This window comes from Cohnella thailandensis, assembly GCF_014212135.1.
Lineage (GTDB): Bacteria > Bacillota > Bacilli > Paenibacillales > Paenibacillaceae > Cohnella > Cohnella thailandensis.
The window spans coordinates 120,571-145,370 of sequence record NZ_JACJVQ010000002.1; the positions used below are offsets into that span (position 1 = coordinate 120,571).

23 protein-coding genes are annotated in these 24,800 nt (G+C 57.7%); 4 read left to right on the forward strand and 19 right to left on the reverse strand.

All coding sequences use genetic code 11. From position 1 onward, the window contains the following. Positions 1–58: 58 nt before the first annotated feature. Positions 59–412 (reverse strand): thioredoxin family protein, encoded by a 354-nt coding sequence (locus H7B67_RS01040; protein WP_185117945.1) that lies wholly within the window; start codon positions 410–412, stop codon positions 59–61. Positions 413–472: 60 nt separating this feature from the next. Then, positions 473–2,083 carry a stalk domain-containing protein gene (locus H7B67_RS01045; protein WP_185117946.1) on the reverse strand — a complete coding sequence of 537 codons (1,611 nt, stop codon included), beginning with the start codon at positions 2,081–2,083 and terminating at the stop codon, positions 473–475. Positions 2,084–2,175: 92 nt separating this feature from the next. Between H7B67_RS01045 and H7B67_RS01050 the strand changes: the two genes are divergently transcribed. Continuing rightward, entirely contained in the window at positions 2,176–3,462 is a 1,287-nt protein-coding gene (locus H7B67_RS01050; protein WP_185117947.1) for a DUF2515 family protein, read from the forward strand. On the opposite strand, the gene H7B67_RS01055 is transcribed toward H7B67_RS01050, so the two are convergent. From H7B67_RS01055 to H7B67_RS01130, 16 genes are all read right to left on the reverse strand, one after another. Continuing rightward, positions 3,448–5,103, reverse strand: a complete 1,656-nt coding sequence (locus H7B67_RS01055) for a putative polysaccharide biosynthesis protein (protein WP_185117948.1) — start codon at positions 5,101–5,103, stop codon at positions 3,448–3,450. The two genes, H7B67_RS01050 and H7B67_RS01055, sit on opposite strands and share 15 nt — an antisense overlap. A gap of 9 nt (positions 5,104–5,112) precedes the next feature. Then, positions 5,113–5,832, reverse strand: a complete 720-nt coding sequence (locus H7B67_RS01060) for a ThuA domain-containing protein (protein ID WP_185117949.1) — start codon at positions 5,830–5,832, stop codon at positions 5,113–5,115. A gap of 26 nt (positions 5,833–5,858) precedes the next feature. After that, positions 5,859–6,341 (reverse strand): DUF456 domain-containing protein, encoded by a 483-nt coding sequence (locus tag H7B67_RS01065; protein ID WP_185117950.1) that lies wholly within the window; start codon positions 6,339–6,341, stop codon positions 5,859–5,861. A gap of 6 nt (positions 6,342–6,347) precedes the next feature. Further along, positions 6,348–7,094: a Cof-type HAD-IIB family hydrolase gene (locus tag H7B67_RS01070; RefSeq protein ID WP_185117951.1), complete on the reverse strand. Its 747-nt coding sequence runs from the start codon at positions 7,092–7,094 to the stop codon at positions 6,348–6,350. Positions 7,095–7,295: 201 nt separating this feature from the next. Next, positions 7,296–8,252: an ABC transporter ATP-binding protein gene (locus H7B67_RS01075; RefSeq protein WP_185117952.1), complete on the reverse strand. Its 957-nt coding sequence runs from the start codon at positions 8,250–8,252 to the stop codon at positions 7,296–7,298. Next, positions 8,249–9,256, reverse strand: a complete 1,008-nt coding sequence (locus tag H7B67_RS01080) for an ABC transporter ATP-binding protein (protein WP_185117953.1) — start codon at positions 9,254–9,256, stop codon at positions 8,249–8,251. The genes H7B67_RS01075 and H7B67_RS01080 overlap by 4 nt, the downstream gene beginning before the upstream one ends. Positions 9,257–9,282: 26 nt before the next feature. Further along, on the reverse strand, positions 9,283–10,212 hold the full coding sequence (locus tag H7B67_RS01085; protein ID WP_425353906.1) for an ABC transporter permease: 930 nt from the start codon (positions 10,210–10,212) through the stop codon (positions 9,283–9,285). Positions 10,213–10,215: 3 nt separating this feature from the next. Further along, a complete protein-coding gene (locus tag H7B67_RS01090) occupies positions 10,216–11,151 on the reverse strand; it encodes an ABC transporter permease subunit (RefSeq protein WP_185117954.1) in 936 nt (311 codons plus the stop codon). Between the two features lie 83 nt (positions 11,152–11,234). Next, entirely contained in the window at positions 11,235–12,935 is a 1,701-nt protein-coding gene (locus H7B67_RS01095) for an ABC transporter substrate-binding protein (RefSeq protein ID WP_185117955.1), read from the reverse strand. A 325-nt stretch (positions 12,936–13,260) separates the two neighbouring features. Beyond that, complete coding sequence (locus H7B67_RS01100; RefSeq protein WP_185117956.1) at positions 13,261–15,255, reverse strand: peptidoglycan D,D-transpeptidase FtsI family protein; 1,995 nt, start codon at positions 15,253–15,255, stop codon at positions 13,261–13,263. 138 nt (positions 15,256–15,393) lie between these two features. Further along, positions 15,394–17,469, reverse strand: a complete 2,076-nt coding sequence (locus H7B67_RS01105; protein WP_342592571.1) for a peptidoglycan D,D-transpeptidase FtsI family protein — start codon at positions 17,467–17,469, stop codon at positions 15,394–15,396. Between the two features lie 48 nt (positions 17,470–17,517). Beyond that, positions 17,518–18,639, reverse strand: a complete 1,122-nt coding sequence (locus H7B67_RS01110) for a transglutaminase domain-containing protein (RefSeq protein ID WP_185117958.1) — start codon at positions 18,637–18,639, stop codon at positions 17,518–17,520. Beyond that, a complete protein-coding gene (locus H7B67_RS01115) occupies positions 18,636–19,091 on the reverse strand; it encodes a hypothetical protein (RefSeq protein WP_185117959.1) in 456 nt (151 codons plus the stop codon). The genes H7B67_RS01110 and H7B67_RS01115 overlap by 4 nt, the downstream gene beginning before the upstream one ends. Before the next feature lie 85 nt (positions 19,092–19,176). After that, positions 19,177–20,754: a hypothetical protein gene (locus H7B67_RS01120; protein WP_185117960.1), complete on the reverse strand. Its 1,578-nt coding sequence runs from the start codon at positions 20,752–20,754 to the stop codon at positions 19,177–19,179. Further along, on the reverse strand, positions 20,754–21,479 hold the full coding sequence (locus tag H7B67_RS01125; protein WP_185117961.1) for an ATP-binding cassette domain-containing protein: 726 nt from the start codon (positions 21,477–21,479) through the stop codon (positions 20,754–20,756). The genes H7B67_RS01120 and H7B67_RS01125 overlap by 1 nt, the downstream gene beginning before the upstream one ends. An 8-nt stretch (positions 21,480–21,487) precedes the next feature. Further along, positions 21,488–21,904: a GntR family transcriptional regulator gene (locus H7B67_RS01130; protein ID WP_245363766.1), complete on the reverse strand. Its 417-nt coding sequence runs from the start codon at positions 21,902–21,904 to the stop codon at positions 21,488–21,490. Between the two features lie 163 nt (positions 21,905–22,067). Here H7B67_RS01130 and H7B67_RS01135 point away from each other — a divergent pair, with 163 nt between their 5' ends. From H7B67_RS01135 to H7B67_RS01145, 3 genes are all read left to right on the forward strand, one after another. Then, entirely contained in the window at positions 22,068–23,273 is a 1,206-nt protein-coding gene (locus H7B67_RS01135) for an MFS transporter (protein WP_185117962.1), read from the forward strand. A 119-nt stretch (positions 23,274–23,392) separates the two neighbouring features. Further along, positions 23,393–23,491: a sporulation protein YjcZ gene (locus tag H7B67_RS01140; RefSeq protein ID WP_185117963.1), complete on the forward strand. Its 99-nt coding sequence runs from the start codon at positions 23,393–23,395 to the stop codon at positions 23,489–23,491. 161 nt (positions 23,492–23,652) lie between these two features. Then, positions 23,653–24,009 carry a ribonuclease M5 gene (locus H7B67_RS01145; protein ID WP_185117964.1) on the forward strand — a complete coding sequence of 119 codons (357 nt, stop codon included), beginning with the start codon at positions 23,653–23,655 and terminating at the stop codon, positions 24,007–24,009. Positions 24,010–24,101: 92 nt separating this feature from the next. Here H7B67_RS01145 and H7B67_RS01150 read toward each other — a convergent pair whose 3' ends face one another. After that, positions 24,102–24,800: an SCO family protein gene (locus H7B67_RS01150; protein ID WP_185117965.1), complete on the reverse strand. Its 699-nt coding sequence runs from the start codon at positions 24,798–24,800 to the stop codon at positions 24,102–24,104.

Consider the following 24,800-nt stretch of genomic DNA (forward strand, 5'->3'; position numbering starts at 1 on the left):
GACAAAAAGGCCGCCCATAAGCTATGGGACAGCCTCTCCGCTAAAAACCGTTATTCGATTATTGCGCCGAAGAAGGCAAAGCGTTCGACACTTCCAGCGCGCGATCGAGGAACTGCTCGATCTCCTCGCGGGATTTGCGCAGCTTGTTCACGAATCGTACGAGCTCCTTGCCGTCCCGGAAAGCGATAAAGCTCGGGATGCCCAGGATGTTGAGCTCGCTGCATAGATCCGCCAGATCGTCCCGGTCGACCTCGATGAACGCAATGCGACCTTCGTATTTCTTTTCCACGTCCGGCATGAACGGCTCGATAAAATGGCAATCCTTGCACCATGTCGTCTTGAACACGGCGACCGTAAGCTCGGACTTGCCCGTCTGCTCGCGGAACGCCGCGTCTTCCGTAATTTTGCGCATTCGGATTCCTCCCCAGAACCTGTCGTTGTTAACGAACATTATACGACTTCGAATGCGGCCTTACAAATCCCTCTCGATCAGCAGGCCGCCATTCTCGTCGCCCGGTACCAGGGAATAACCGGCGCCTAGCAGGTCCAACAGATCGTCCGCGTAGGCATAAGCGACTCCGTCGATCGCAACGACGGGATGGTTCCACGTCTGCTCGGCTCCGTTCACCTTGATCTTGTCGCTGCCTACGGTCAGCGCGGCCTCCTGATAAGTAGCTTCGTCGTAGAAGCTCAGCTTCCCTCCTTGATAAACGACGTTATCCTCGAAGCCCTCCAGGGTCTGGCGAACCGGCAGCAGGATCTCGCCGCTCTCGGCGACATAATACGGCGCTTCCCAAGCCCACACCTCTCTTGGATAAAGAATAAAGCTCGTATCGTCGATCTCGAAGTCGTTCTTCAGAAGGTCGTAGATCAGCGAATCGTTCTCGAACAACCTCAATCCGCCGATAGTCGACAAGCTCTCCATGTCTTCGAGTCCCAGCGCGCGAAGCGGCTTCGCCACGTTCGGGATCGGCTCGGCGTTCTCCTCCAGCCAGTTCTCCTGCTCGAAGCGAAGAGTAAAGCCCTCCAGCGGGATAAACGCGTAGTCCTCCTCCATCTCAGGGAGATCAACCTTAAGCTCGGCCGCAAGCTTGCGAATATTCAAGCCGGAATCGACGTATAGGTCCGTTAGGAGAGTCGTGTTCTCGTTAAACGCTTCGTTCCACTCTTCTCCCGCCTCTTCCTTGCTCGCATCGAACTCCTCGCGCAATTGCTTGAAGGCGTCGAGGGCTTCCCGGACCGTCTCCTCGATCTCCTCCTTGGCAGGCAACGTTTCGTCGTCCACTTCAAGAACGGTTTTCAGCTCTTGGGGGAGGTCCTCGATCCACTGCGTCACGTCGTTCAGCATCTTTCTCAGCCCCTCCTCGTCCTTCGACAAGGCGTCAAGGTAGGCCGGAATCAGCTCGCCAAGCTGCTTGCCGTTCAGCTCGGCATGTACATGGGTGACGTTCGTCTTCGTCCCATGAATATCGACGCTGGAGAGCTTCGCCTCAATGGATGGCGGATTCGGAAGATGACCAATGAAGTAAGAAGCGACCGTACGGACAAGCGCCTCTCCCTCTTCCGTGTTCTGCAAGCCGAACCATGGCGATCCGCCGGCAAGGCCGCCATCGATCGGGAGCACCCCGCCTATGTCAATGACAAGCGGCCGTTTCGCGCCCTCCACCTCGAGCAGAAGGCTCGACTCGTCCACGTGCAGGCGGAACGGGATATCCCCCTTGCCGAACGTCAGCGCGCCGCTCGCCAGAACGCGCCCATTCTCGTCCGTCCTTATTTCATTAAGCTTAAAGCTCACCGAAGTCAGCCAATCCAGCAGCTTCTTCTGCCGGGCAATATACGCTTCGTCCTCGCCTTCCAGCTCCGCTTCCTGCAAATCCGCTTCCAACAGCTCTTCGTTCCAATCCAGCTCGAACCCGATCGTCGCGGACGTCACCCGCTCGGGCTCGACGGAGACCGATTCCGCCGCCTTATCCACGAGCACCTTGTTCAAATCCAGTCCGCCTACCGATTCGCAACCCGCCGGCACGGCGGCCAGCAGAACGGCCATCGAAGGAACGATCCACCTTTTTAACGCTTTGCCCACTATTGTCTCCCCATTCCATCTTCGTATTATCGACCTCATGGTGCGGTCAGCGAACGAATTCGCGCGATTCCTATTCGGCGGAGGAGGTCCTGATGGATAGTTCGACGCCCTGCTTGGAAATCCTTCCAGTAGAGGACGCTCTAGGGACGGAGGGCTTCAATATTCGAAGAGAACAAACCAAGGCGATTGGTTTCTGGGAAGGCATGGCGGCCAAAACGACAAGCTGGTGGCGTTCGATTCCCCTTCGAGCCCGTGCCGTCCCATTGAGCGTAACGGAGGAGGAATGGCGCTGGCTATACGGGAAGCTGAAGGAGAAGCCTCGTTCGCCGGATGGCGGATTGCCTTCCTTGAAGGAAAGCAGCCGTCTTCTGGTCCGCCGCATCCGGGAGGAGACCGAACGGCTCAATCGCAACAACGTGACTCGAACGGCGGCCTATCTGGAGATGTACGGGCGGCATCCGGAGCTGCATTGGGCGCTGCTTGCCCATCTGGTCTCCCGCAACGGCGGCTGGAGCATGACCGACCTCCGCGGAGAGTGGCTTCCGAAACTGCTGGACCAGGAAACGATTCGTTTGACCTTCCGTATGCTCGAAGCCTGCAATGCTTTGATTTTCCGCGATGCCTATCCTCAATTGCTGCTTTATTCGGAGAGCAAACGACAGGGACATGCGATATTCGAGCTGCTGCCTCATCTGAGCGTGTCCGTGTTCATGCGGCCGTTCTGGGAGCTGTTCTGGCGGGGCCGGAATCCGGTTCCTCTCACCGTCGCTCTGGTCGTAAACGAGCAGAACGTCATCGAGAAGCGAGTCGTTCGGGATCCGTTATACCGCGATGAGATATTGAGCACGCTTGCTTTCCGGTCGCAGCCGCTGCTCCAATCCAATCAACTGCTGCTGCCGCTCTTGGGAAAAAGGGGAGTGCGCCGATTGGCCGGCAGAGTGCTGGAGAGGTTCGGGCAGCTTGACGAGCGGATCGAATTCGGGAAGGATCTCTATTCGATCCTGTTCGGCTATCCGAAGGTGCACGCGCGGGCGCTCGCCTTCGCCGAAGCGGTGCCGCATACGGGCTCGCGGGCGGATTATTGGCCCCATCTGTTTACGGATAAGCCAAAAAGCGATGCCGTTCCCGGGATTTCCGGGTTCGACACCGCTCTGGGACCCCCTCCTTGGTTCAGTCCCCGCCTGACCGACGCTTGGGACAACCAGGCTCTGGGGCCTGTCCAAGCAGGAGATTGGTATGAGGATCTATCCGCGCTCGATTATCTCAAGAGAATGCGCCAGCCCCGCGTCATCGACATGACTCGCGAGCATGTTTTCGGACAACGCAAGCTGCAGGCGGCCGTCCGAATCGGCGATTATCTGGATTTAGGCGGAAGCTGAGCCGCGGGAACGACCGAGCGCGCGAACGACCGGGCCGAGTACCTTGCGGATTCTCGCCGGATAGCCGCTTAAATCTTCCGAGCGGATGACTCGGAACAGAACGAGCAGAACCAGGTAAGCCGCGCATACGAAGATGCCGAGCACGATCGTTACGATCAGATACGGCCATTTGCCCCCCAGCGACTCCGTCCATTCCAATCCGTAATAAACGATAGCCGATCCGACCCCCGCGATGACGGTCACCGCGGACGCGAAGCCTGTCCAGCGATCGCCGAGCGCCTTGATGCCGGTCAGCTTCCGGATCGTGATCATGTTCCAGGCCGTCACGAAGATGAAGCAGACGCTCGTCGCGGCGACGAGGCCGTATACCCCGAAGAACGGGGTAAGCGCCAGGCTTAGCGCGAGTTTGATCGCGATCCCGGTCAGCGTATGCGCCATCGCCGTCCGCTGACGGCTGATCCCGTTGAGGATCGAGTTCGAGGTCATCATCGTAATCTGGAAAATGGTGCCCCCGGCGAGCATGGCGACGATCTCGCTCTCCGACGGCTTGCTGAACAACAAGCCGTTGACGGCATGTGCGCCGACCGTGAGCACGAGGACGATAGGCATGCCGGTGAAGATGGCGATCCGCATCGCCAGCATCCCTTGGCTTCGCACCCTCTCGTCGTCGCGAGCCGCGAATGCCGCCGCAAGCACCGGCAAGATCGAGGTGCTTAGCGCGATCGCGAGAACCGGTGGAATGCCGGCGATGGATTGGGCATTCGTGACGAGACCCGCCAGCCAGGATTCCACGGTAGCTTTATCGAAATTCCAGTGGGATAGCGGCCCAAGAAGGGAAGTATCGATAAAATAGATAAGTTGAACCGTCATCGCCGTTAGCAGGATCGGAATGGAAATCTTCAGAATCGCCTTGTAGATATCCTTCGTCTGCGTCAGAACCGGAGGGCCTCCAGCCTGTACGGATGAAGGGATCGACTCCGTTCGCGGCGACTTGCGATCGCCTGCTTCCAACCTGCGTGCGTACCACAGCATGACGGCCAGCGCGGCTATGCCGCCGAAGACGCTCCCGAGCGCGCCTCCTGCCGCCATAATTCGATTGTTATAGCCAAGACCTTGAAGAAGGAAGACGAGACCGACCGCCGTTATTACCCGGGCAATTTGTTCGATCACTTGCGAGACGCCGCCGGCCATCATGAACTGGCGGCCTTGGAAATATCCCCGCATCATCGCGATTATGGGGAAGAAAAGCAAGGCCGGAGCGATAGCCCGAACCGCGAGATCCCCATCCGGAACCTTAGAGAACGACGCATAGTAAGGCGCAACAAGCAATAGAACAAGCGTCATGATAATGCCCATAAGTATTCCAAACCTAATAGCGGCTCGGTAGATCTTCTTGACCTCCGCTTCGCGGCCGAGCTCCAGCCGCTCCGACACCATCTTGGAGATGGCGCTCGGAATGCCCGCCGTAGCGAACACGAGCAATAGTAGATACACGTTATTGGCGAGACCGAAAGCGCTTTGCCCGTTCTTGTCCATCGCGTACTCCAGCGGAACCCGCTGGAATATGCCCAATACCCTGGCCGCGAGAGCCGCCCCGGCCAGAATGATCGTTCCTTTGACCAATGAATCTTTCTTTACCATATCAGCTTCTCATCCCAACGATTCTAACGGTTTATGATTGCCGCGGACCGGCTTGGCCGCCCCCGACGGAGCCGCCCAGCGCACGCCATTGGCGATGACGCGGCGCACGAGCGGATGATAATAGGTTGGATACGTCTCATGGCCCGGACGGAAGTAGAAGATCTTCCCTTGGCCGCGCTTGTAGGTGCAGCCGCTGCGGAACACCTCTCCGCCCTCGAACCAGCTGATGAACACGAGCTCGTCGGGGGCCGGGATATCGAAGTGCTCTCCGTACATCTCCTCCGGCTTGATCTCGAAGAACTCCGGAAGTCCGGCAGCGATCGGATGCGCGGGATCGACCACCCAGATGCGCTCCTTCTCCTTCGCTTCCCTCCACTTCAAGTCGCAGCTCGTCCCCATCAGTTTTTTGAAAATTTTCGAGAAATGCCCCGAATGAAGCACGACCAGCCCCATCCCCTCCAGGACTCTCCGATGCACCCTCTCCACGATCTCGTCCTCGACCTCATGATGGGCCATGTGCCCCCACCAGATCAGGACGTCGGTGTCGTCCAGCGCCTCTTGGGTCAGGCCGTGCTCCGGCTCGGGCAGCGTTGCCGTGCGAACGCTCAAGCCCTCCTCCTGCTCGAGGCCCTCCGCTATAGCGCGATGAAGGCCGTCCGGGTATACCTCGCGAACCTCCTCATGGACGTGCTCATGCCGGAATTCGTTCCAGACCGTTACTTTGATCAATGCGGCTCCTCCTTAGGCGGCTGTCGTTATACGATAAGCCAAATGATGAACAGAACGATCATGACGATCTGAAGGACGATCTTCATGAAGGTGCTCGCGAACAAGCCCACGAGAGATCCCCAGCCGACTTTAAGCGCCTTGTTGAAGGAGGAACCCGCGATGAGCTCTCCCAGCAGGGCGCCCGCGAACGGACCGATGATCAGACCGAACGCCGGAATGACAAAAGGACCGATGATGACGCCGATCGTGCTGCCCCAGACGGACGCTTTGGAGCCTCCGAACTTCTTGACGCCCCAGGCATTGACGACGTAATCCGCGACGATGAGCGCGAGCACGATGAGGGTCTGGATGGCCCAGAACCAGAAGCCGAACGGCTCGAAGGAGAAAAAGAATCCGTAAACGAAGAACGCCGCGTAAATCGCGAACACTCCCGGCAGAACCGGGTATACCGCGCCGGCCATCCCCACGACGAACAAAGCCACAATGATGATCCAGCCTAAAATATCCATGCCACATCACGCCTTTAACACGTATTGTTGAATGACTTGGGCGACGCCGTCCTCCAGGTTCGTTCCCGTGACGACATCCGCGCCCGCTTTGACTTCGTCTTGGGCATTGCCCATCGCGACCCCGAGCCCGACGGCGCGGATAGCCGCCAGATCGTTAAGGCTGTCGCCGACCGCCACCGCCTCCGACATCTTGAAGCCCAGCATCCGGCACACTTCCTCGATCGCCGTCGCCTTCGATACGCCGGCCGGATTCACTTCGATGTTGTAAGGAGACGAGTTGCTCAGCTCGAGACCCTCCCAGCCTTGCAGCTCTTGAAGGATGGACCCCAGCACCTTCGTATCTTCGTTGTAATAGCCGAACTTCAGCCACTCGAAGTCGTACGTGTCCCCGGCCCAGCGTTCCTTGTTGTAGATGCCCTGAGTCGAATAAGCCCAGAACCACGTGTCGCCGTGCCGCTCCGCCAGCCGGTGAAGCTTCATGACCTTCTCCGCGGGCAGCGTCGTTCGGCGATGAAGCTCGCTAGGCTTGCTCCAGATCTCCCCGCCGTTCACGACGATCATCGGAGACTCGGAGAGACCAAGCTGCTCGGCGAAAGGCAGCGCGCTGTCGTAGCCTCTCCCCGTCGACACGCATACCGTCACTCCGGCTTCGCTCGCCTTCGCGATCCATTCCCGGTTCGCGGCGCTGATCTCGCTTCGGTCGTTCAACGTCGTTCCGTCCAAGTCCAATGCCAGAAGTCGATAGTTTCCCAAGGTTCGAACGTTCACTCCTTCTTTCTGTATGGCTTCCCTTTATGCAGATAAACATACCAACGCCATTTTATCACAAAATGAATGGGAGCACGACGAAGCCCGCACACAACCCGCGATCATGCGCCTAAAGAGTGCCTAAACGAACGCTGCCCCTTAAGTCCGACAAGGACCTAAGGGGCAGTTCTAACCTTTTATTCTCTCTTATGCATAATGGCAAGCGGCCCAATGGCCGTTGCGGGTCTCTCTAAGCTCCGGAACTTCGGCCGCGCACTTCTCCGTCGCCGCCGGGCAGCGGGTACGGAACGGGCAGCCGCTCGGCGGGTTGATCGGGCTCGGCAGGTCGCCGGAGAGCACGATTCTCTCCTTCTCGCGGGCCGCGCTCGGATCCGGCTCCGGAATGGCCGACAGCAGCGCCTGCGTGTACGGATGCTGCGGGTTGTCGTACAACTCCTCGCTAGTCGCCAGCTCGACGATCTTGCCGAGGTACATGACGGCTACGCGGTCGCTCACGTACTTGACCATCGACAGGTCGTGCGCGACGAACAGGTAGGTCAGGCTCAGCTTCTTCTGCAGCTCGATCAGCTGATTGACGATCTGAGCTTGGATCGAGACGTCGAGCGCCGAGATCGGTTCGTCGCAGACGACGAATTCCGGTTGTACGGCGAGCGCTCTCGTGATGCCGATCCGTTGGCGCTGGCCGCCGGAGAATTCGTGCGGATAACGGGAAGCGTGCTCCGCGTTCAGGCCGACGAGCTCGAGCAGCTCCTCGACGCGGCGTTTTCTCTCCGCCTTGCTATGGGTAAGGCCGTGAATATCGAGCGCTTCGCCGATGATGTCCAATACCGTCAGACGCGGGTTAAGCGAGGCGTACGGATCTTGGAAAATCATCTGCATGCGGCGGCGATAAGCCTTGAATTGCCTCTTCGACAGCTTCGTGATGTCGACGCCGTCGTATATCATCGAACCGGCCGTCGGCTCGTACAGGCGCATGATCGTCCGGCCGGCGGTCGTCTTGCCGCAGCCGGATTCCCCTACCAAGCCGACCGTCTCGCCTTGCTTGATGTCGAGGGTAAAGTTCTGCACGGCCTTAAGGACGCGGCCTCCGCCTAGCTGAAAGTGCTTGCTGAGGCCTTGAATGTCTACTAAAGTCTTGCTCATACGCCCACCTCCGTCTTCTTATCGGATTGAGCGCGCGGATCTTGCAGCCAGCATCTGACCTTATGGCTTCCGCCCAGATCGGTGACTTCCGGTGGCGTCGTCGCGCAGATGTTCATCGCGTACGGGCAGCGATCGCAGAAGCCGCATCCCGGAGGCGGAGCGATAAGATCGGGAGGCGTGCCGTGAATCGGGATCAAAGGCTCGTCCTTGCGCTGAGACAGCTTAGGAAGCGAGTTGAGCAACCCCTTCGTATACGGATGGCTCGGATTCGCGAAGATTTCTTCCTTCGTTCCGCTCTCCACGATCTGGCCGGCGTACATGACCATGACCCGGTCGCAGACGTCCGCCACGATGCCCAGATCGTGCGTGATCAGGATGATCGACGTATCCAGCTGCTCCTGCAGCTTCTTCATCAGCCGAAGAATCTGCGCCTGAATCGTCACGTCCAGAGCGGTCGTCGGTTCGTCCGCGATAAGCAGCGCCGGGTTGCAGGCGAGCGCGATGGCGATCATGACGCGCTGGCGCATGCCCCCGGAGAACTCGTGCGGATACTGCTTGTATCTGGCTTCCGGCGTCGGAATCCCGACGAGCTTCAACATCTCGATCGCGCGTTCTTTCGCTTCGCTTTTGGATAATCCTTGGTGTTTAATGAGGCCTTCGGAGATTTGCTTGCCGACGGTCATCGTCGGATTCAGGGACGTCATCGGGTCTTGGAAGATCATCCCGATCTTGTTGCCCCGGATTTTCTGCATGTCTTTCTCGCTCAGCTTCAGGAGATCCTGTCCTTCGAATAGGATCTGGCCGTTCTTGATCCGTCCGGGTGGCATCGCGATCAGACGCATGACCGTCTGGGCCGTAACGCTCTTGCCGCTGCCGGATTCGCCGACGATCGCGACCGCTTCGCCTTTCTTCACGTCCAGGTTGACGTTGCGGATCGCTTGAACTTCCCCGCCGAACACGTCGAAGGAGACGCTGAGGTCTTTTACTTCAAGCAAGGTTGTCATATCCGTTCACTCCTTCCCTCGTGTCGTTATTTCTTAAGCTTCGGATCGAAGGCGTCGCGCAGGCCGTCTCCCAGAACGTTGAAGGCAAACATCGTCAAGCTAAGGAAGAAGGCCGGGAAGAACAGACGCCACGGGAAGAGCGTCATCGCCCCGATGCTGTCGCTGATCATCGTGCCCCAAGAAGCTTTCGGCGACTGAACGCCGAGGCCGAGGAAGCTGAGGAACGCTTCCGTGAAGATAGCGCTCGGCACGCTCAGCGTTACGGTAACGATGATCGGTCCCATCGCATTCGGAATCAGATGGCGGAACAGAATGCGCATATGTCCGGCCCCCAGCACTTGAGAAGCGAGGGCATACTCTTGGTTCTTAAGAGAAATCATCTGTCCGCGCACGATCCAGGCCATGTTGATCCAGCCCGTGATCGACATCGCGACGATAATCGTCGTTAAGCTAGGCTCCATGACGACGAGCAGCAAAATGGTGACGAGCAGGTTGGGAACCGCATAAAGAATCTCCGAGATGCGGTTCATGATTTCGTCGACCTTGCCGCCGAAGTAACCCATGATCGCGCCATAGATAATCCCGATAAAGAAGTCGATAATCGCGGCCATTACGCCGACGAATAGCGAGATCTGGGCGCCGGTCATGGTTCTAACCAGCATATCCCGTCCGAGATTGTCGGTTCCGAACCAATGGGTCCAGGAAGGGGCGGCGTTCTTGTTAGCCAACTCGTTCGTATCGTGACTAAATGGGGAAAACACGGGAATGAATATCGCAAGCAGCACGACGGCAACGATTACCCACAAGCCGAACATAGCCAGCTTGTTGCCCTTCAATCGGTACCAGATATCCTGCCAAGCCGTTAAGCTCTTGCGTGTAATCTTCTCGCCGGCTGTCGCGTCTTTGCGAAGCGGCGCGAAGGGATTGTCGTCTCTCATCATATCTGGAGTATTCATTCGTTAAGCACCTGCCTTTCCGCCCTTGAGGCGAATGCGCGGATCGACAAGCACGTAGGCAATGTCTGCGATAAATCTACCGACCAGCAGAATGGCCGCATAGAAAATAGTCGTGCCCATAATGAGCGGATAGTCTCGGTCGATAATGCTGGATACGAAGAACTTGCCCAGTCCGGGGATCGCGAAAATCTGTTCCACGACAACCGAACCCGTGATAACGTTAGCGATCATGAATCCAAGATACGTAACAACAGGAAGCATGGAATTTCTCAAGGCATGACGCCAAACGATCATATGACCGGTCAGCCCCTTGGCTTTAGCCGTCTTGATAAAGTCGCCGTTCATGACTTCGACCATCGTCGAGCGAATGAGACGCGCGATAACCGCAATGGAAGAAGCGGACAGAGCTATCGTAGGCAGAATATAATCGAGCGGGCCCTTAAGCCCAGCTACCGAGAACCAGCCTAGCTTAACGGAGAATATATACTGCAATAACGGACCCATGATCAAGCTTGGGACCGCCAAGCCTATGACCGCTATGATCATGGCAAAGTGGTCGAGGAATCTTCGGTGATACAGCGCCGCCAACGTCCCTAATATGACTCCTCCTGCGACGGAGGTGACGACGGAAACAAGTCCCAATCTAAGCGAATAGGGGAAAGAGCTCGAAATCATGCGTTCAACCGTTTGGAACTTCTTCTTCATGGAAACGCCAAGATCGCCATGGATCAGGTTGTCCATGTACGTGATATAGCGCTCGAACATCGGTTTATCAAGGCCGTAATAGGCCTCCAAATTCTTCTTAACCTGTTCGCTGGTCGCCTTCTCTGATTGCAGCGGGCTCCCTGGGATGACATTCATCAGCACGAAGGTCAGACTAGCCAAGAGGAACAGGGTGACAACCATGAAAGAGACTTTACGAAGCACAAAAGCTACCACTGTTAATACCCGCCTCTCAAAAACAAGGGTATATATAGGGAATCTATATATACCCTTGAGCTATTTGTTCTCCTGACTGCTAATTACTTCTTGCTGCCGAATACCCAGTCGATGTGACCGGCGTAGTCGGAAGTAACGCCTTGGATATCATCCTTGACCATCGTTACCGTCGTGTAGTAGTAGAACGGCAGAACCGCCATGTCGTCCATCGCTTGCTTCTCAGCCTTGGCGATCAGGTCCAGGCGAGCCTTCTCGTCGGTAGCGGCGAGGGATTCGTCCAGCCACTTGCCGACTTGCTCGTTGCTGTACTTGCCGTCGTTGTTGAGGGACTTCGGATGGATCAGGTCGTACGTAAAGTTGATCGCATGGTTGAAGTCGGCTCCCCATCCGGCGCGAGCGATGTCGAATTGACCAGCGTCGCGAGTTTCGAGGAAGGTACCCCATTCTTGGTTCGTTACGGCAACTTCTACGCCGAGGTTCTGCTTCCACATGTCTGCAGCCGCTTCGGCGATAGCCTTGTGGCCTTCGCTCGTGTTGTACAGCAGAGTGATCTTCGGCAGTGCGGTAAGTCCTTCTTCCTTCAGGCCTTCTTCAAGAAGCTTCTTCGCTTCTTCAACGTTCTCCGAGAAGAACCCGGTGTCCGGATACATTTCGCGGAACAGCTTGCCGTCCGTGCCCGCGATGCTCGGAGGTACGAGAGCGTAAGCCGGAGTTTGGTTCGCTTGCGTTACGTTGTCGATGATCGATTGACGATCAATCGCCATCGAGAACGCCTTGCGGATCTTAACGTTGTTGAACGGCGCCTTCTGCGTGTTGAACACGTAGTAGTAAGTCGAAGCGATCGCTTGTACTTCCGCGCTGCCGTCGGCGATAACTTGAGCCGTGCGGTCCGTCGGAACGGAACCGGCTTGAGCGCCGATCCAGTCGATGTCGCCCGTCTCGAACAGGTTGTAAACCGTGTTCTCGTCTTCGACCAGGCTGATCGTTACCTTGCTGAAGTTAACCTTGTCCTTGTCGAAGTAAGTCGGGTTCGGTTCAAGGACCAATTTGTCTTCGTGCGCCCATTCCTTCAGAAGGAACGGTCCGTTGGAGACGATCGTCGAAGCGTCTGCGGCCCAAGCCGGGTTGGCGTCAACCGTCGCTTGGTGAACCGGCAGGTAGGTATAGTGGGAAACCAGGCTCGGGAAGTACGGAGTCGCGGACTTCAGCGTCACTTCCAGAGTCGTGTCGTTGACAGCCTTGACGGCAACGTCGTCAGCGGATCCCTTGCCGGAGTTGTATTCTTCGCCGCCCTTGATGTAGAACAGCATATATGCATATTCGGAAGCCGTTTCCGGGTTCAGCGCGCGCTTCCAAGCGTATACAAAGTCATTGGCGGTTACCTTGTCGCCATTGCTCCAAGTCGCGTCGTCGCGAAGCTTGAAGGTATAAGTCAAGCCGTCATCGGAAACTTCATCGCCCGTAGCGATCGCAGGCTCTGGTTCGCCAGCGGAATTCAAACGATAAAGACCTTCGTACAGGCCTGCCGCTACGATGGACGATTGAGCGTCCGTCATAAGAGCAGGGTCAAGGCTTGGCGGTTCGCTCGCCAGCGTAAAGCGGAATTCTCCGCCCTTCTTGACGTCTGTGGATTCGGATGCGGATGCGGATGGACTGCTGCTTGCGGATCCGGACGGAGCCGCGTTGTTTCCGTTATTGTTGTTGGAGCACGCGGACAAAACGGCTGCCAGCATCATAACGACGACGAGCGGAAGCAATAACCCCTTCTTTTTGTCTACCTTCACAGAATCAACTCCTTCTCAAAATAAATACAGAATAAATACATCCATGAACGGATGTAAACATTTATAACATCGAAAATTTCAATAGTCAATGTCCTCATTTTACTAGGAAACGTAAAAAAAACGTAAAAAGGAACGGTATACAATGTTAACTCATTTTAATCTGAAAAGCCGATTTCTAAAATTCCTTTCATTTCGCGGATTTATGACCGTTGGTACAAGAACATTCGTGCATATATATAGATACAAATGTAATAATATTCATTCATGTATTTTTTGTTTTTTTAGGCCTCTTGAACGTATTTTGGGAAATGATACCGTTTACATCCTAATTTTTCTTCGTTGTCAAGCCGATTTCCGCATCGTATGCATCAAATATTTTGCGGGCGATCGGAGCGGCTCCCCAGCCTCCGTATCCTCCGTCCGGGACGACGACGGCGACGGCAAGCTTCGGCTTGTCGGCGGGCGCATACGCGATAAACACCGCGTTTTCGACAAACTTCCGTTTGCCGACCCCTTGCTGCTGGGAGGTCCCCGTCTTCCTGCGGAACGAATAGGATACTCCTTCAAAGCCTTGAACTTGAACGGCGCCCATGCCTTCCTCGATCGTCTCCCAATAGGCGTCCGGTAAATCGACCGTATTCAGCACTTCCGGCTCGGAGGCACTCACGACCCGGCCCTCCGAGTCCGTAATATGGTCGACGAACAGCGGCTTCATCCGTTGCCCGCGGTTCGCCAGCATCGCGGCGTATTGGGCCAGCTGCAGCGTCGTATACTTCCCCTGCTGGCCGAAGGAAGCAAAGATCAGCGCAGCCTGGGCGCTTCCGCTCTCCTTATTGAAATATTCGATAATGCCCGGACTCTCCTTCGGAAGTCCGCTCTCCGTTTTCACCCCGAGTCCGAATTGCTTCATGTACGAGTCCCAAACCTCGACCCCAGCCTTCTTGTCGCGCAGATACAGCGCGTTGCCGACGTTCGCGGCCATGAACGCGTTGGACGACTTCGCGATGGCCTTGGAAGGCGTGAGCTCGCCGTTCGCCGCCCTGCTCGCGTTCTGGATCTCCGTCTCGTGCCCCTTCGCTCCGAAGGGGAAATACCCGGGGTCCTTCCATTTAGAAGTCGGAGTGATCAGCTTCTCGGCCAGACCGACCAGGATGGTCAGCGGCTTCTGCGTCGAGCCCAGCGGCACGAGAGAGGTCGGATGCTGGGCTCTCTCCTTATCGTTCTCGTAAGGCGGATAAACCTCCCGGATCGTTCCGTTGCCCATAAACGGCGTGATCTGCTTTAGCTCCGGGGTCGTAATCCCTCCCTGCCAGATATTCGGGTCGTAATCCGGCATGCTGGCCATGGCGACGACCTTGCCGGTGTCCACTTCCATCGCCACCGCGTAGCCGGTCGTCGGTTCGGCATCCTTCTCCGCCTTGGTCGTAGATTGCCGAATGCTGTCGATTTGGTCCATGATCGCCTGCTGGGTGACGAGCTGGACCTTGCGATTGATCGTCAAGTGCAGATTTTGTCCCTTGACAGGCTTGGTCAGCTTCATGTCGCCTATGATTCTGCTTTGATTATCCACCTGATACGACTTATAACCGTTCAATCCCCGAAGCTCCGCTTGGTACATCAGCTCGAGTCCGTCGTAACCGACGTACTCCTCGTCAAGGTATTTCAGGGTGCGATCCGTCTGGTTCTCGTTGATCTTCTTATAGAAGTCGAGATTCTCCTTCGCTCCCTTCATCTTGTTCAAGTAGCCGATAAGCTGGACCGCGACTTTGTCGTCGCTGTATTGCCGGATGCTCTCCTCCACGATCTCGATGCCCGGGTATTCGTCGCGGTGCTCGCTGAGGTAAGCGATCTCCGCGGAGGTCAATCCCGTCTTCAATTGCCGCTGCTGGTAGGAATAGTTTTTCCGCGATTTAACATCCATGCGCTCGAGCAGCTTTTCCTCCGTGATCTCGGGAGCGGCGGAGTCGCCGAACTTCTCGAAGACGTCGATAAGACGCTCGGCAAGCCGTTTGACTTCGTCCTCGCTCTTGGAGCCCAAAGTGAAATAAAGAGACTGCGTGGACGTCGAATAAGCGATCGGTTTGCCTTCCGAATCGTATATATTCCCTCGGATCGGAGGGATGGAGCCTCCGGCCGTTCCTTGCGTGCTCTTGCGGTCCTTCAGCTCCGCCGCTTCCACGAATTGAAGGAAAGCCAATCGGACGATAAGCAGCGAGAACAAGCCGAAGGTGACGAAGAAAAATAAATTCAGGCGAAAACTGAAGTTGCGGCGGATTCGGATTTCTCGTTTCTGTGCTTCTTCCGTTTTCGGATCGCTCATAGGACGGAACCTCTCCCCTTTCCACGAGTGCTATGACTTCTCATGAATATACTACCATTTTTTACAATCCATTGGACGCAAAAAAATCCGTTCCCCAAGATCGTTTAACGAATCTTAAGGAACGGATAGCGATTCGAATCATGGATTCTCCGAGGCGACCCCCGCGTTAGCGGCAACGGCGTCGCCTGCCTGAGTATCGGTCGCGTCGGACGACGTCGCGGACTTGCGCGGAGTGCCGGTCAAGCCTACCGCTTCGTCGTAAGCGTCGAAGATCTGGCGCGCGATCGGTGCCGCGCCCCAGCCGCCGAAGCCGCCTTCCGGCACGACGACGGCGACCGCGAGCACCGGGTCTTCGGCCGGCGCGTATGCGATGAACACGGCGTTCTCGACCCGTCCGCCGCCGACGTCCTGCTCCGAGGTTCCCGTCTTCCGGTAGAAGTCGTACGGGAAGCCTGCGAAGCCTTGTACTTTAACCTGGGACATCCCGGCTTCGATCGTATCCCAATATTCATCCGGGTAGCTGATCGTGTTCAGGACTTCCTTCTGGTACGGTTGGACGAGATTGCCGTCCGCATCCTCGATGCGGTCGACGAACTGCGGCTTCAGCCTCGTCCCGTGGCTGGCCAGCGTCGTCGCGTATTGCGCGAGCTGAAGGGCGGTATAACGGCCCTGCTGGCCGAAGGAAGCGTAGACGAGAGCGGACTGGGCGCTGCCTCGTTTCTCTTCCTCGTAGTAGTTGACCGAGCCTTTGGACTCTCCGGGCAGGCCGCTGCCGGTCGTGACGCCGAGGCCGAACTGCTTCATGTAGCTGTCCCAGACGTCCAGGCCGTCGGAGCCGTCCCGCAGGTACAAGGCGTTCCCGATCATCGCGGCCATGAAGGCGTTGGACGACTTCGCGATCGCGCGCGAAGGGGTCAGCAAGCCGTTCGCCTCGCTCTGCGAGTTGCGGACCTTCGTCTCGTAGCCCTTGCGGCCGAACTGGAAGTATCCGTGATCGGAGTAAGTCGAGTTCGTGCTGATCAGGTGCTCGTTCAAGCCGAGCAGAATCGTCAGCGGCTTCTGGGTCGAACCGAGGTTGACGAGCGAGGACGGGTGTTTAAGCCGTTCCTTGTCGTCCTCGTAAGGAGCCTGCACCTCGCGGATCGCTCCGTTGCCCATAAAGTACTTGACCGCATCGTAATCCTTCGAGCTGATGCCGCCCTGCCACAGGTTCGGATCGTAATCCGGCATGCTGGCCATCGCGACGACCTTGCCCGTCTTCACTTCCATGGCGACCGCGTAGCCCGTCTTGGCGTTCGGAGCCCGCTCCGCCTTGAGCGTCGACGTCCGGATCTTCTCCAGATGAGTCGTGATCGCGTTCTGCGTAGCCAGCTGAACGTTCTTGTTGATCGTCAGGAACAGATTGTTCCCCTTGACCGGCTTCGTCAGCTCCATCGGCCCGATGATCCGGCTCTCGCTGTTCACCGGATACGTCTTGAGGCCGTTGCGGCCGCGCAGCTCTTCTTGGTACATAAGCTCGATGCCGTCGAAGCCGACGTCCTCCGAGTCCAAATATTTCAGAGTCGGATCGTCCTGGTCTTTATTGATATCCTTGTAGTAATCCAGGGATGTCGCCCCCTGAAGCTGCTTCATGTAACCGACGAGCTGCACGGCGACTTGGTCGGAGCTGTATTGCCGGATGCTCTCTTCCACGATGTCGATGCCCTTGAACTCGCTCTTATGCTCGCTGAAGTAGGCGATCTCCTCCTGGGTGAGCCCCGACTTGATCCGGCGCTGCTGGAACGGAAGATGAACCTTGCCGCCGAAGTCCATGTCCTCGAACACGTCGTCCACAGTTAGCGGAGTCGCGCTCTTGTCCCCGTGCTCGTTGAACACGGCGACGAGACGTTCCGCGAGCTCCCGGCCGGCCGCTTCCTTCGTACCCGGCTCTAACGTGTAGTACAACGATTGCGTGGAAGTCGAATAGGCGATCGGCTTGCCGGTGGAGTCGTAGATATTGCCGCGAATCGGCGGGATCGAGACGTCCCGGGTGCCGATCTGGTGCTCCTTCTCCTTCAAGGAGGCGCCCTCCACGAACTGAAGGTACGCAAGCCGGACAATCAACGTCGAGAAGACAAAAAAAGTGACGAAAAAAAATAAATTCAGACGGAAGCTGAAATTGCGGCGGTTGCGCAGCTCCCTTTTCTGGGCCTCTTCGGTCCGATCATCGCTCACTTGCGTGTTCCTCCTGGTGCTCATTCATAATCTGATCGTTAAATCCATCTATGCTTGCCTGACATGAGTATCTTGAAAACGGGGAGCATCGTACCAGTCGCCCGCCTTGGCCCAAGTCGAATCCAAGGGCAGCCAGCGGTCTTCCTCCGGCAGGTAGACCTCGTTCCACGCATGGGGACCGTACCCGCCGAGGCCGTCATAGCCCAATCCGGTCACCACCCGCACCTCGAGGCCGACGGAACGGGCCATCGCCGCGTACAACCGGGAGTAGTCGATGCACACTCCGAGGCGCGTCTCGAACGTATCCGCCGGAGTCTGCTCCCGCCATTCGCCTCTCTCTTCATAGGCTTCTACTTTATCATAATCGTAAGCGATCCTCGTGCCTACCCAGTCGTATAAAGCCCGGGCTTTCCCGGTCGCGGTCGTCTGACCCTCCACGATCTCTTGGGCGGCCAGCGCGATGCCGGAAGGGAGCTCCGCGTCGATGATGTCGTACCGCTTCTGCCAGAGCTGATCGAGCTCTCCCTGCATCTTCTTCGCGAAGACGGGGAATTGCGATTCGAGCAGATCTCCGGCGGCGGGCTCGATGATCTGGGCGGCCGCCTCGCGATACAGGCTGGATTGGCCGACATAGTCCACGTACGGCCCCTGCGGAACCAGGGAGCAATACGCGAACAAGACGGCGGTCAGCACGATCGCCCGTCCGCAGCCCAGCGCCGCTCCGATCAAGCCTCCGAACGCGCGGCTGACCGCGCCGCCGCTCGGAACGAGGGCGAACGGCAAAGCCCCGACCTTCGCAAGGAGAGAGCCGACCCTGCCGATGACGAAACGGAGCACGAGATAATAAAGCAGGAACAAAGCGGCGAACCGGAGCAGCGGCAAATCCCGGACCCCGGAGAACAGCGTGTAGCCAAGTTGGGCGAATCCGGAAGAGTCCGGCGAAGGCGGCTCCCACCCCTGTTTAAGGAGCCACCTCTGCACGGGCAGCGAGGAAGCCGAGGCCGCCCATGCCGCCAGCGCGACGGACAACAGCGTCATCGCGGTACCCGCGACGAACAAGAAAAGGCGCTTCGCGGAGCCTGAAGCGCCTCTCCATACGCCTTGAAGCAAGGACACCGCCACGACGGCCAGCAGCGCTAAGGTGACGAGGTTGGTGTCCAGCGATTTCATTGCGATGCTTCCCTCGCGGCGACGACGAATTCGCGTACCGCGCCGTCGAGCGGAACTTCGGGGAAGGTGACGCCCTTATAGGTCACCTTGACCTTGCCGGAATTCGCGATTCCGGACAACGTAATGCTCTTGGTCTTGACCGTGTAGCTGCCGTCTTCGTTCAGCGTGTATTCGGCGTCCTTCGCTTCCCCTGCCATAGACGTGATGGCTTCGTCCAGCAGGGCGGCCGTCGCCTTGCTGCCGACCTCCGACACCTTGCTGCCGACTTCCTTCAGGTCGTTCACCGAGTAGCCGCCATAAACAAGGACGGCTATGACGATGACGGCGGCCAATGCCCATTTGGCTACGGTTTTTACGACATTGACGACGACGAGAATCGCGACGAGCGCGATCGCGATCACAACCCAGTGATCTGTAGCAAACTGCTTCCAGGCCTCGATATCGAGATTCATTCGGTATCCTCCATGCAAGCTTCGCATTTATCCTACTCTATTATACTGTACCTATTTAGCCGGAGTAAAACGTATAGAGAAACTATTATTTCCCTTTGGCTCCGTGATGGCGTCTGCGCGCGATATCCTCTTGAGTATTCAGAAGATAAAGGTGCATCCATTTCGCTCCCGCGCGGAAGCAGGCGAAGGCGGCGGGCAGCAGCACGACGGCGCTGAGCGCGAGCCCCAGCCAATGACCGGATCTTACACCCGTCTCGTAATCCTCCTCGGGGAAGAACTTATTGTTTACGAGCATCGGAAGCAGATAGACAAGTCCCGCCAGCGGACCGTATATCCACGCCAACGCCTTGCTGCGGAACGTCAAGGATTGCCCTAGCAGCACGCAGCTTACGATAAATCCGCCTCCGACATAGACAAGCAGCAAGTAGAGCATGATTCTGACATCCGTCGTTCCGTTAAAGGCGGATTGACCGAGCGTCAGCTCCTGCGCGAAGCAGCCGGCAGCGTAGGCAAGAAGCAAGCTCGCCAGAACGCGAAGAGAGGCGCCCCAGACGGCGAGAAACCGGGACAACAGCAGCTTGCGGCGATCGTACGGGAAGCAGAGCCACCAGCTCAGCCGCTTCTTGTTCGCTTCGTGTTGGTTAAGCGTAACGAGAATGATCGCGGGCACCAAGCAGGTCGGCATAAGGATGGTTTGAAAAATGCCGATCAAATTATCGTGCCCGGTCGACGCGAAGAATCCCCCAACGGCGGTCGCGGCAGCCAGGATCCCCCAAATGATCCGAATGGTCTTTTTGAAGAGAAAGTCTTTATATCTGGAATCTTCCAGCGCATAAAGAGCGGCGAACCCCGTTTTGGCCGCGCGGTACCTGATCTTGGCGACATCTTCCCGAGCGGCTTCTTTCTTCTTCGTCCCGGATCCGCCGGGACGGTGCGCGGCCAGATCCCTAAGGCCATAGACCGAGACGAACCGAATCGTCCACGAGTAGAGCGGCTTGGCGAGAGCCAGAGCGGCCAGCGCGTACAACGCTGTCGCATCCGCCCGGAGCCAGCGGTCGATCGGGATCGAATGGTCCCCGATCGCCGGGAATGCGGAGATGAGGACGACGAAGAGGAGAACGAACGGAACGTTGAGCCAAGTTCGCCGTCCGCCGTACATGCCCATAAAAGCAAGGCCCGCGCAAATAAAGATAGGAACGACCGCCGCGTACAAGACAAGGTAGGCAGCCGCGTCCAGAAGGAAGCTTCCCATGGAGAACGACTCCGGATCCAGTACGCCAAGCGCGATCCGAACGAGGCCGCTCGCGGCGCAAGTCGCCCATGCCGCAAGCGATATATAGGCTTGAAACCGGATGAGGGCAGCCGCCTTCGCCCTCATGAGCTTCTCGCGCGGCTGCGGCATCGAGAGCCACCAATCCTTAAAAGAGCTCTCCCAGATCGTAGCCGTCTTGAGCGTGCCGACCGTCCATGCCGCCAGCGCCGCAAGCACGGCCCCGATCGCGAACACGGAACGCGCCGTCGTCGCCTCGTCCAGGAAGATCGCGCTGCATACGATCAAGAGGATCGGAACGCCGATCCAGAAGATCCGGCCTCGCGCATCGTAAGGAAGATAAGGACGAAGCTGGCTCCATTCCAACTCGAACAAGCTGCCGGGCGCGCGCATTATGAGAACACTTCCCGATAGCAGGATTCGACCGAACGGCCGCTCATCCTGAGCGTTTCCACGTCAAACTCGCCTTGAATCGTTCCGCCGCCGATCAGCACGATCCGGTCGAACAGCTGCTCCATCTCGCGAATGTCGTGAGTCGCGATGAGGAAGGTTCGCTCGCCGTCCGCCATCTCGGAGACGACCGCGGAGGAGATGCGCTCCCGGGAGATCATATCGACGCCCGCGAACGGCTCGTCGAGGATGATAAGCGGGGCTTCTCTCGACAAGCAAGTGAGCAATTGCAAGCGCGCTTCCTCGCCCCTGGACATCGTGCCGATCTTCTTCTCGCGATAGACGCCGAGCTCTCGAGCCAGCTCCGCCTCTCTCCCCTTGTTCCAATCCGGGTAGATGCCCGAAGCCAGATTCAGCCATTCCCCCGCCGTCAGATGCGCGGGAAGCTGGCCCCGATCCGGCAGGAAGCTCAGCTCTCCGAGCCGCTCCCATCCCGCCGGACGTCCGAACAGCTCCACGACCCCGTCATCCGGCTCAAGCAGCCCTGTCAGCAGCCTCATCAGCGTGGACTTGCCCGCTCCGTTCGGCCCGAGCAGCCCGGTCAGGCTGCCTACGGGAATCTCGAAGCTGACCCGGCTTAGGATCGGCTTCCTCTTGATCGCGACTTGCACTTCTTCGCAGCGAACGGCCGAACGGCCCTTGCTTGTAACCATGCCCTTCGAATTCATGAACCCCTTCACTCCTTCTCGCGTGATAACTCCCAAAGCTCCTCGAGCGACAGCCCGATCGATCTCGCCGTCTCCTCCAGTCTTCGAACGGCTTCCTTCGCCAACTGCATGCGGGTTTGGCGGATCGCTTCCTCCGCTTGCGTAACGAATGTCCCCTGCCCCCGAAACGTGACGATCAGCTCCAGTCTCTCCAGCTCCTGGTACGTCTTCATGACCGTCGTGGGGTTGACCCTTAAGCTGGCTGCCGTCTCCCGGACGGAGGGCAGTCGGGTTCCCGGCTCCAGCTCGCCCCTTGCGATCATCGCCCGGATCTGCTCGACGAATTGCTCGTACAGAGGCCTAGAGGGGTCGATCTGAAAATCTTCGATGCTCCACAATCGGATAGGCGGCATCGGCAACACCCGGCCTTCCTTCAAATGTGCCATGTGTGTGGCTACACACCATACACTAGTTCATGGAAGAAGTGTACCACACATCGCCATACACTTTCAAGGGGCATATTGAGGGGCCGTCCAACGTACAAGTAGGAAGAGAACAAGCCGGCGACCATGCTCCCGCTCCGCCGACTTCCCCGGAGGCGATGTTCCCTTGAAAATGGCCGTGTGGCTGTACCTGTTCCTGTTCGTCGCGTTCTTCGACCTGCATGCCCAATACCCGATGCTGACGCCTTTCGCCGTCTCGCTCGGCGCGGCTCCTTCCTTCATCGGGCTTGTCATGGGCATGTATTCGCTCACCCATCTGCCGGGCAATCTGCTCGCGGGCTACGGGGTCGATCGATTCGGCAGCCGCTTATTCATCGCCGCGAGCCTGTCGGGCGCGGGGGTTCTGCTGCTGCTGCAATCTCAAGTCACCGATCCCTGGCACCTGCTCTACATTCGCTCGGCCAGCGGCTTCGTGCTTGCTTTCCTGTCCCCCGCTTGCTTGTCGTTGCTTGCCAAGCTGGCCCGGGATCACATTCAGCAAGGTCGGTTGATGGCCGGCAACGGCCTCGTGCACACGATCGCTTCCGTCGTCTCTCCCGCGGCAGGAGCTTGGCTGGCCGCCAAAATCGGCTTCGCCCAATCGTTCTCCATCCTCGGCTGGATCCTGCTGGCGACCGGCATCGCGTCTTTATTGTTCATTCGGGAGCCCAAGGTCGTTCCGCTGTCGGGCGAACCGGCTCCGTCCGCCAAACGTCAAGATCCCGCCGTCCCGATCGCTTCTTCCAAGCCGGTAGCCGAGCAAAACTCCCATTTCCCTTGGGTCGTCTTTCTGCTGCCGATCGCCACTTCGTGCGCCCAAGGAATTCTCTCCTTCGAGCTCCCGCTGCGCGCGGAATCCTCCGCGGACGTTCTGACGACCGGCATTCTGTTCTCCATCGTAAGCTTGGGCGCGCTGTCGACGCTCGGATTGCTGTTCCTGCAGCGGTACCTCCCTTACGCCCGGAACATCGCCGGCCTGCTGCTGATGGCGCTGGCTTATTACGGACTCGCGTCCGATTGGCCGGTTCCGATGGCCGCTCTTCTATTCGTCGTAGGCATGTCCAAAGGGGTGGTTTTCCCGGCGATGACGTCCTTCATGCTCCAGCTCAGCGGCACTTCGCGATACGGAAGAACGTTCTCGTTCATGTCGATCGCGCTGTCGGTCGGATCGTTCCTCGGCCCGGTCCTTGCCGGTCTGGTCCGCGAGCATATGTCGCCGTTCTTTATCTCCTTCTTCGTCATCATGCTGAGCCTGATCGTGCTGATGCCGCGCCCGCAATACTCGATCGGCTGGAACGGCAAGGCCGAACCGCCTCCGCACGCAGGGCATTAGCCCAACTATGGGTCCCGCGACTGCGCCGAGGAGGGCGCCTGCATACAATGAGGTAGGCGTTATCCCGGTCGCGGGAACGGAACGCCGGCCGAATCATCGCCCTTGAAGGAGGAATCCGAATGTCGCAATCGCACGGCGCCGGGTACAGGCACGACGTATCAACCGCCATCATCATCGTTCTGTTCATCCTTCTCGTCATCGTCCTCAAGCTTCCATGAAGGAGCGCGCTCGCTCCCGACGCCTAACGCAGAGAACGGAACGCCTCGACCAAGAGGCCGGATAGCAAGGCATGCGGACCTTCGATAGGGAAGGTCTTTTATTTGTGATACAATAAAGCCATCCACGATCCATACGCTTAAGCTCAGGGGGTGCAGCTTCCTTGGACATCGCCATCATCGTAGAAGGCAAAAACGACAAAAGCCGCCTGTCCCGCGTGCTCTCGCCAGAAGTCCCCATCCATTGCACCTTCGGCACCTTGAACGCGGTACGAATCGAAGCCCTCCGCAAGGCCGTCGGAGACCGCCAGGTGTACCTGTTCACCGATCCGGATTCCTCGGGCAGGCGGATCCGCGGCATCCTTCACGACGTGTTCCCGGACGCGGAGAATATCTATACCCGCAGAGGCTACAACGGAGTCGAAGGAACCCCCGAAGAGTACTTGATCCAGCAGCTTGAGAAGGCCGGGCTCGATTCCTATATCGTCTATCCCGAGCCGATTCCTTCGTGGCCGGAGTAAGCTATGGAACTTTCATGCACACCAAAAGAACCTCCGTCCCATTCATCCGAATGGCAACGGAGGTTCTTCAATCAACTTAACAAATAAGCCGATTACATCAAGCTCTTGATCTCTTTATACAGCTCATCCGCCGATACGTCGCTCGGGCTGCCGTTCGATTCCGGGGATATAAAGTCGCGGATGCGGCCTTTCTTGTCGACGACGACGATCAGGTTGGAATGGCCGAAGTTGCCTTCCTCGTCCTTGACGACCGCCAGTTGGTATTTCTTGGCCAGTTCGGCGGTCTCCGCCTCGTCTCCGCGCAGGAACTTCCAGCCGGAGTAATCCGCGTTGAACTTATCCCCGAACGCCCTAAGCGCTTCCGGCGTATCGCGTACCGGGTCGATCGTGATCGACAGGAATTCCGCCTTCGTTCCGAAGTCGCCGTCCGCCTTCAGCATATCCTGAACCTGCGACATCATGAAGGTGGTCGGAGGACAAACGTCCGGACAATTCGAGAAGAAGAAGTAGACGAGCCGGACCTTGCCGTCCGAATCGCTTAGCGTAACCGAGTTGCCGTCGATGTCCTGGTAAGTGAAGTCGGCGGCTTCGCCTTGATCCGCCAGCTTCGTCTCGTCCTTGCTGTTCGACCAGAGCAGGAAGGCGGCGAGAATGATGCACAATCCGAACAGGATCATCGGGAAAGCGTAGCGCTTGCCGAAAGACCTCTTATCGGCGGCAACGGGAGGAGCGACGACGCCTCCCTCCACCGTTTGATTCGTTGCGTTCACGTCTTGTTTCTTGTCATCCAT

What these genes read in the sequence shown, in the direction of transcription:
- H7B67_RS01040 (WP_185117945.1), bottom strand. Translation starts at nt 412, where the DNA reads ATGCGCAAAATTACGGAAGACGCGGCGTTCCGCGAGCAGACGGGCAAG.
- H7B67_RS01050 (WP_185117947.1), top strand. Translation starts at nt 2,176, where the DNA reads ATGGATAGTTCGACGCCCTGCTTGGAAATCCTTCCAGTAGAGGACGCT.
- H7B67_RS01055 (WP_185117948.1), bottom strand. Translation starts at nt 5,103, where the DNA reads ATGGTAAAGAAAGATTCATTGGTCAAAGGAACGATCATTCTGGCCGGG.
- H7B67_RS01065 (WP_185117950.1), bottom strand. Translation starts at nt 6,341, where the DNA reads ATGGATATTTTAGGCTGGATCATCATTGTGGCTTTGTTCGTCGTGGGG.
- H7B67_RS01075 (WP_185117952.1), bottom strand. Translation starts at nt 8,252, where the DNA reads ATGAGCAAGACTTTAGTAGACATTCAAGGCCTCAGCAAGCACTTTCAG.
- H7B67_RS01080 (WP_185117953.1), bottom strand. Translation starts at nt 9,256, where the DNA reads ATGACAACCTTGCTTGAAGTAAAAGACCTCAGCGTCTCCTTCGACGTG.
- H7B67_RS01085 (WP_425353906.1), bottom strand. Translation starts at nt 10,212, where the DNA reads ATGAATACTCCAGATATGATGAGAGACGACAATCCCTTCGCGCCGCTT.
- H7B67_RS01100 (WP_185117956.1), bottom strand. Translation starts at nt 15,255, where the DNA reads ATGAGCGATCCGAAAACGGAAGAAGCACAGAAACGAGAAATCCGAATC.
- H7B67_RS01110 (WP_185117958.1), bottom strand. Translation starts at nt 18,639, where the DNA reads ATGAAATCGCTGGACACCAACCTCGTCACCTTAGCGCTGCTGGCCGTC.
- H7B67_RS01115 (WP_185117959.1), bottom strand. Translation starts at nt 19,091, where the DNA reads ATGAATCTCGATATCGAGGCCTGGAAGCAGTTTGCTACAGATCACTGG.
- H7B67_RS01120 (WP_185117960.1), bottom strand. Translation starts at nt 20,754, where the DNA reads ATGCGCGCGCCCGGCAGCTTGTTCGAGTTGGAATGGAGCCAGCTTCGT.
- H7B67_RS01125 (WP_185117961.1), bottom strand. Translation starts at nt 21,479, where the DNA reads ATGAATTCGAAGGGCATGGTTACAAGCAAGGGCCGTTCGGCCGTTCGC.
- H7B67_RS01130 (WP_245363766.1), bottom strand. Translation starts at nt 21,904, where the DNA reads ATGGCACATTTGAAGGAAGGCCGGGTGTTGCCGATGCCGCCTATCCGA.
- H7B67_RS01140 (WP_185117963.1), top strand. Translation starts at nt 23,393, where the DNA reads ATGTCGCAATCGCACGGCGCCGGGTACAGGCACGACGTATCAACCGCC.
- H7B67_RS01150 (WP_185117965.1), bottom strand. Translation starts at nt 24,800, where the DNA reads ATGGATGACAAGAAACAAGACGTGAACGCAACGAATCAAACGGTGGAG.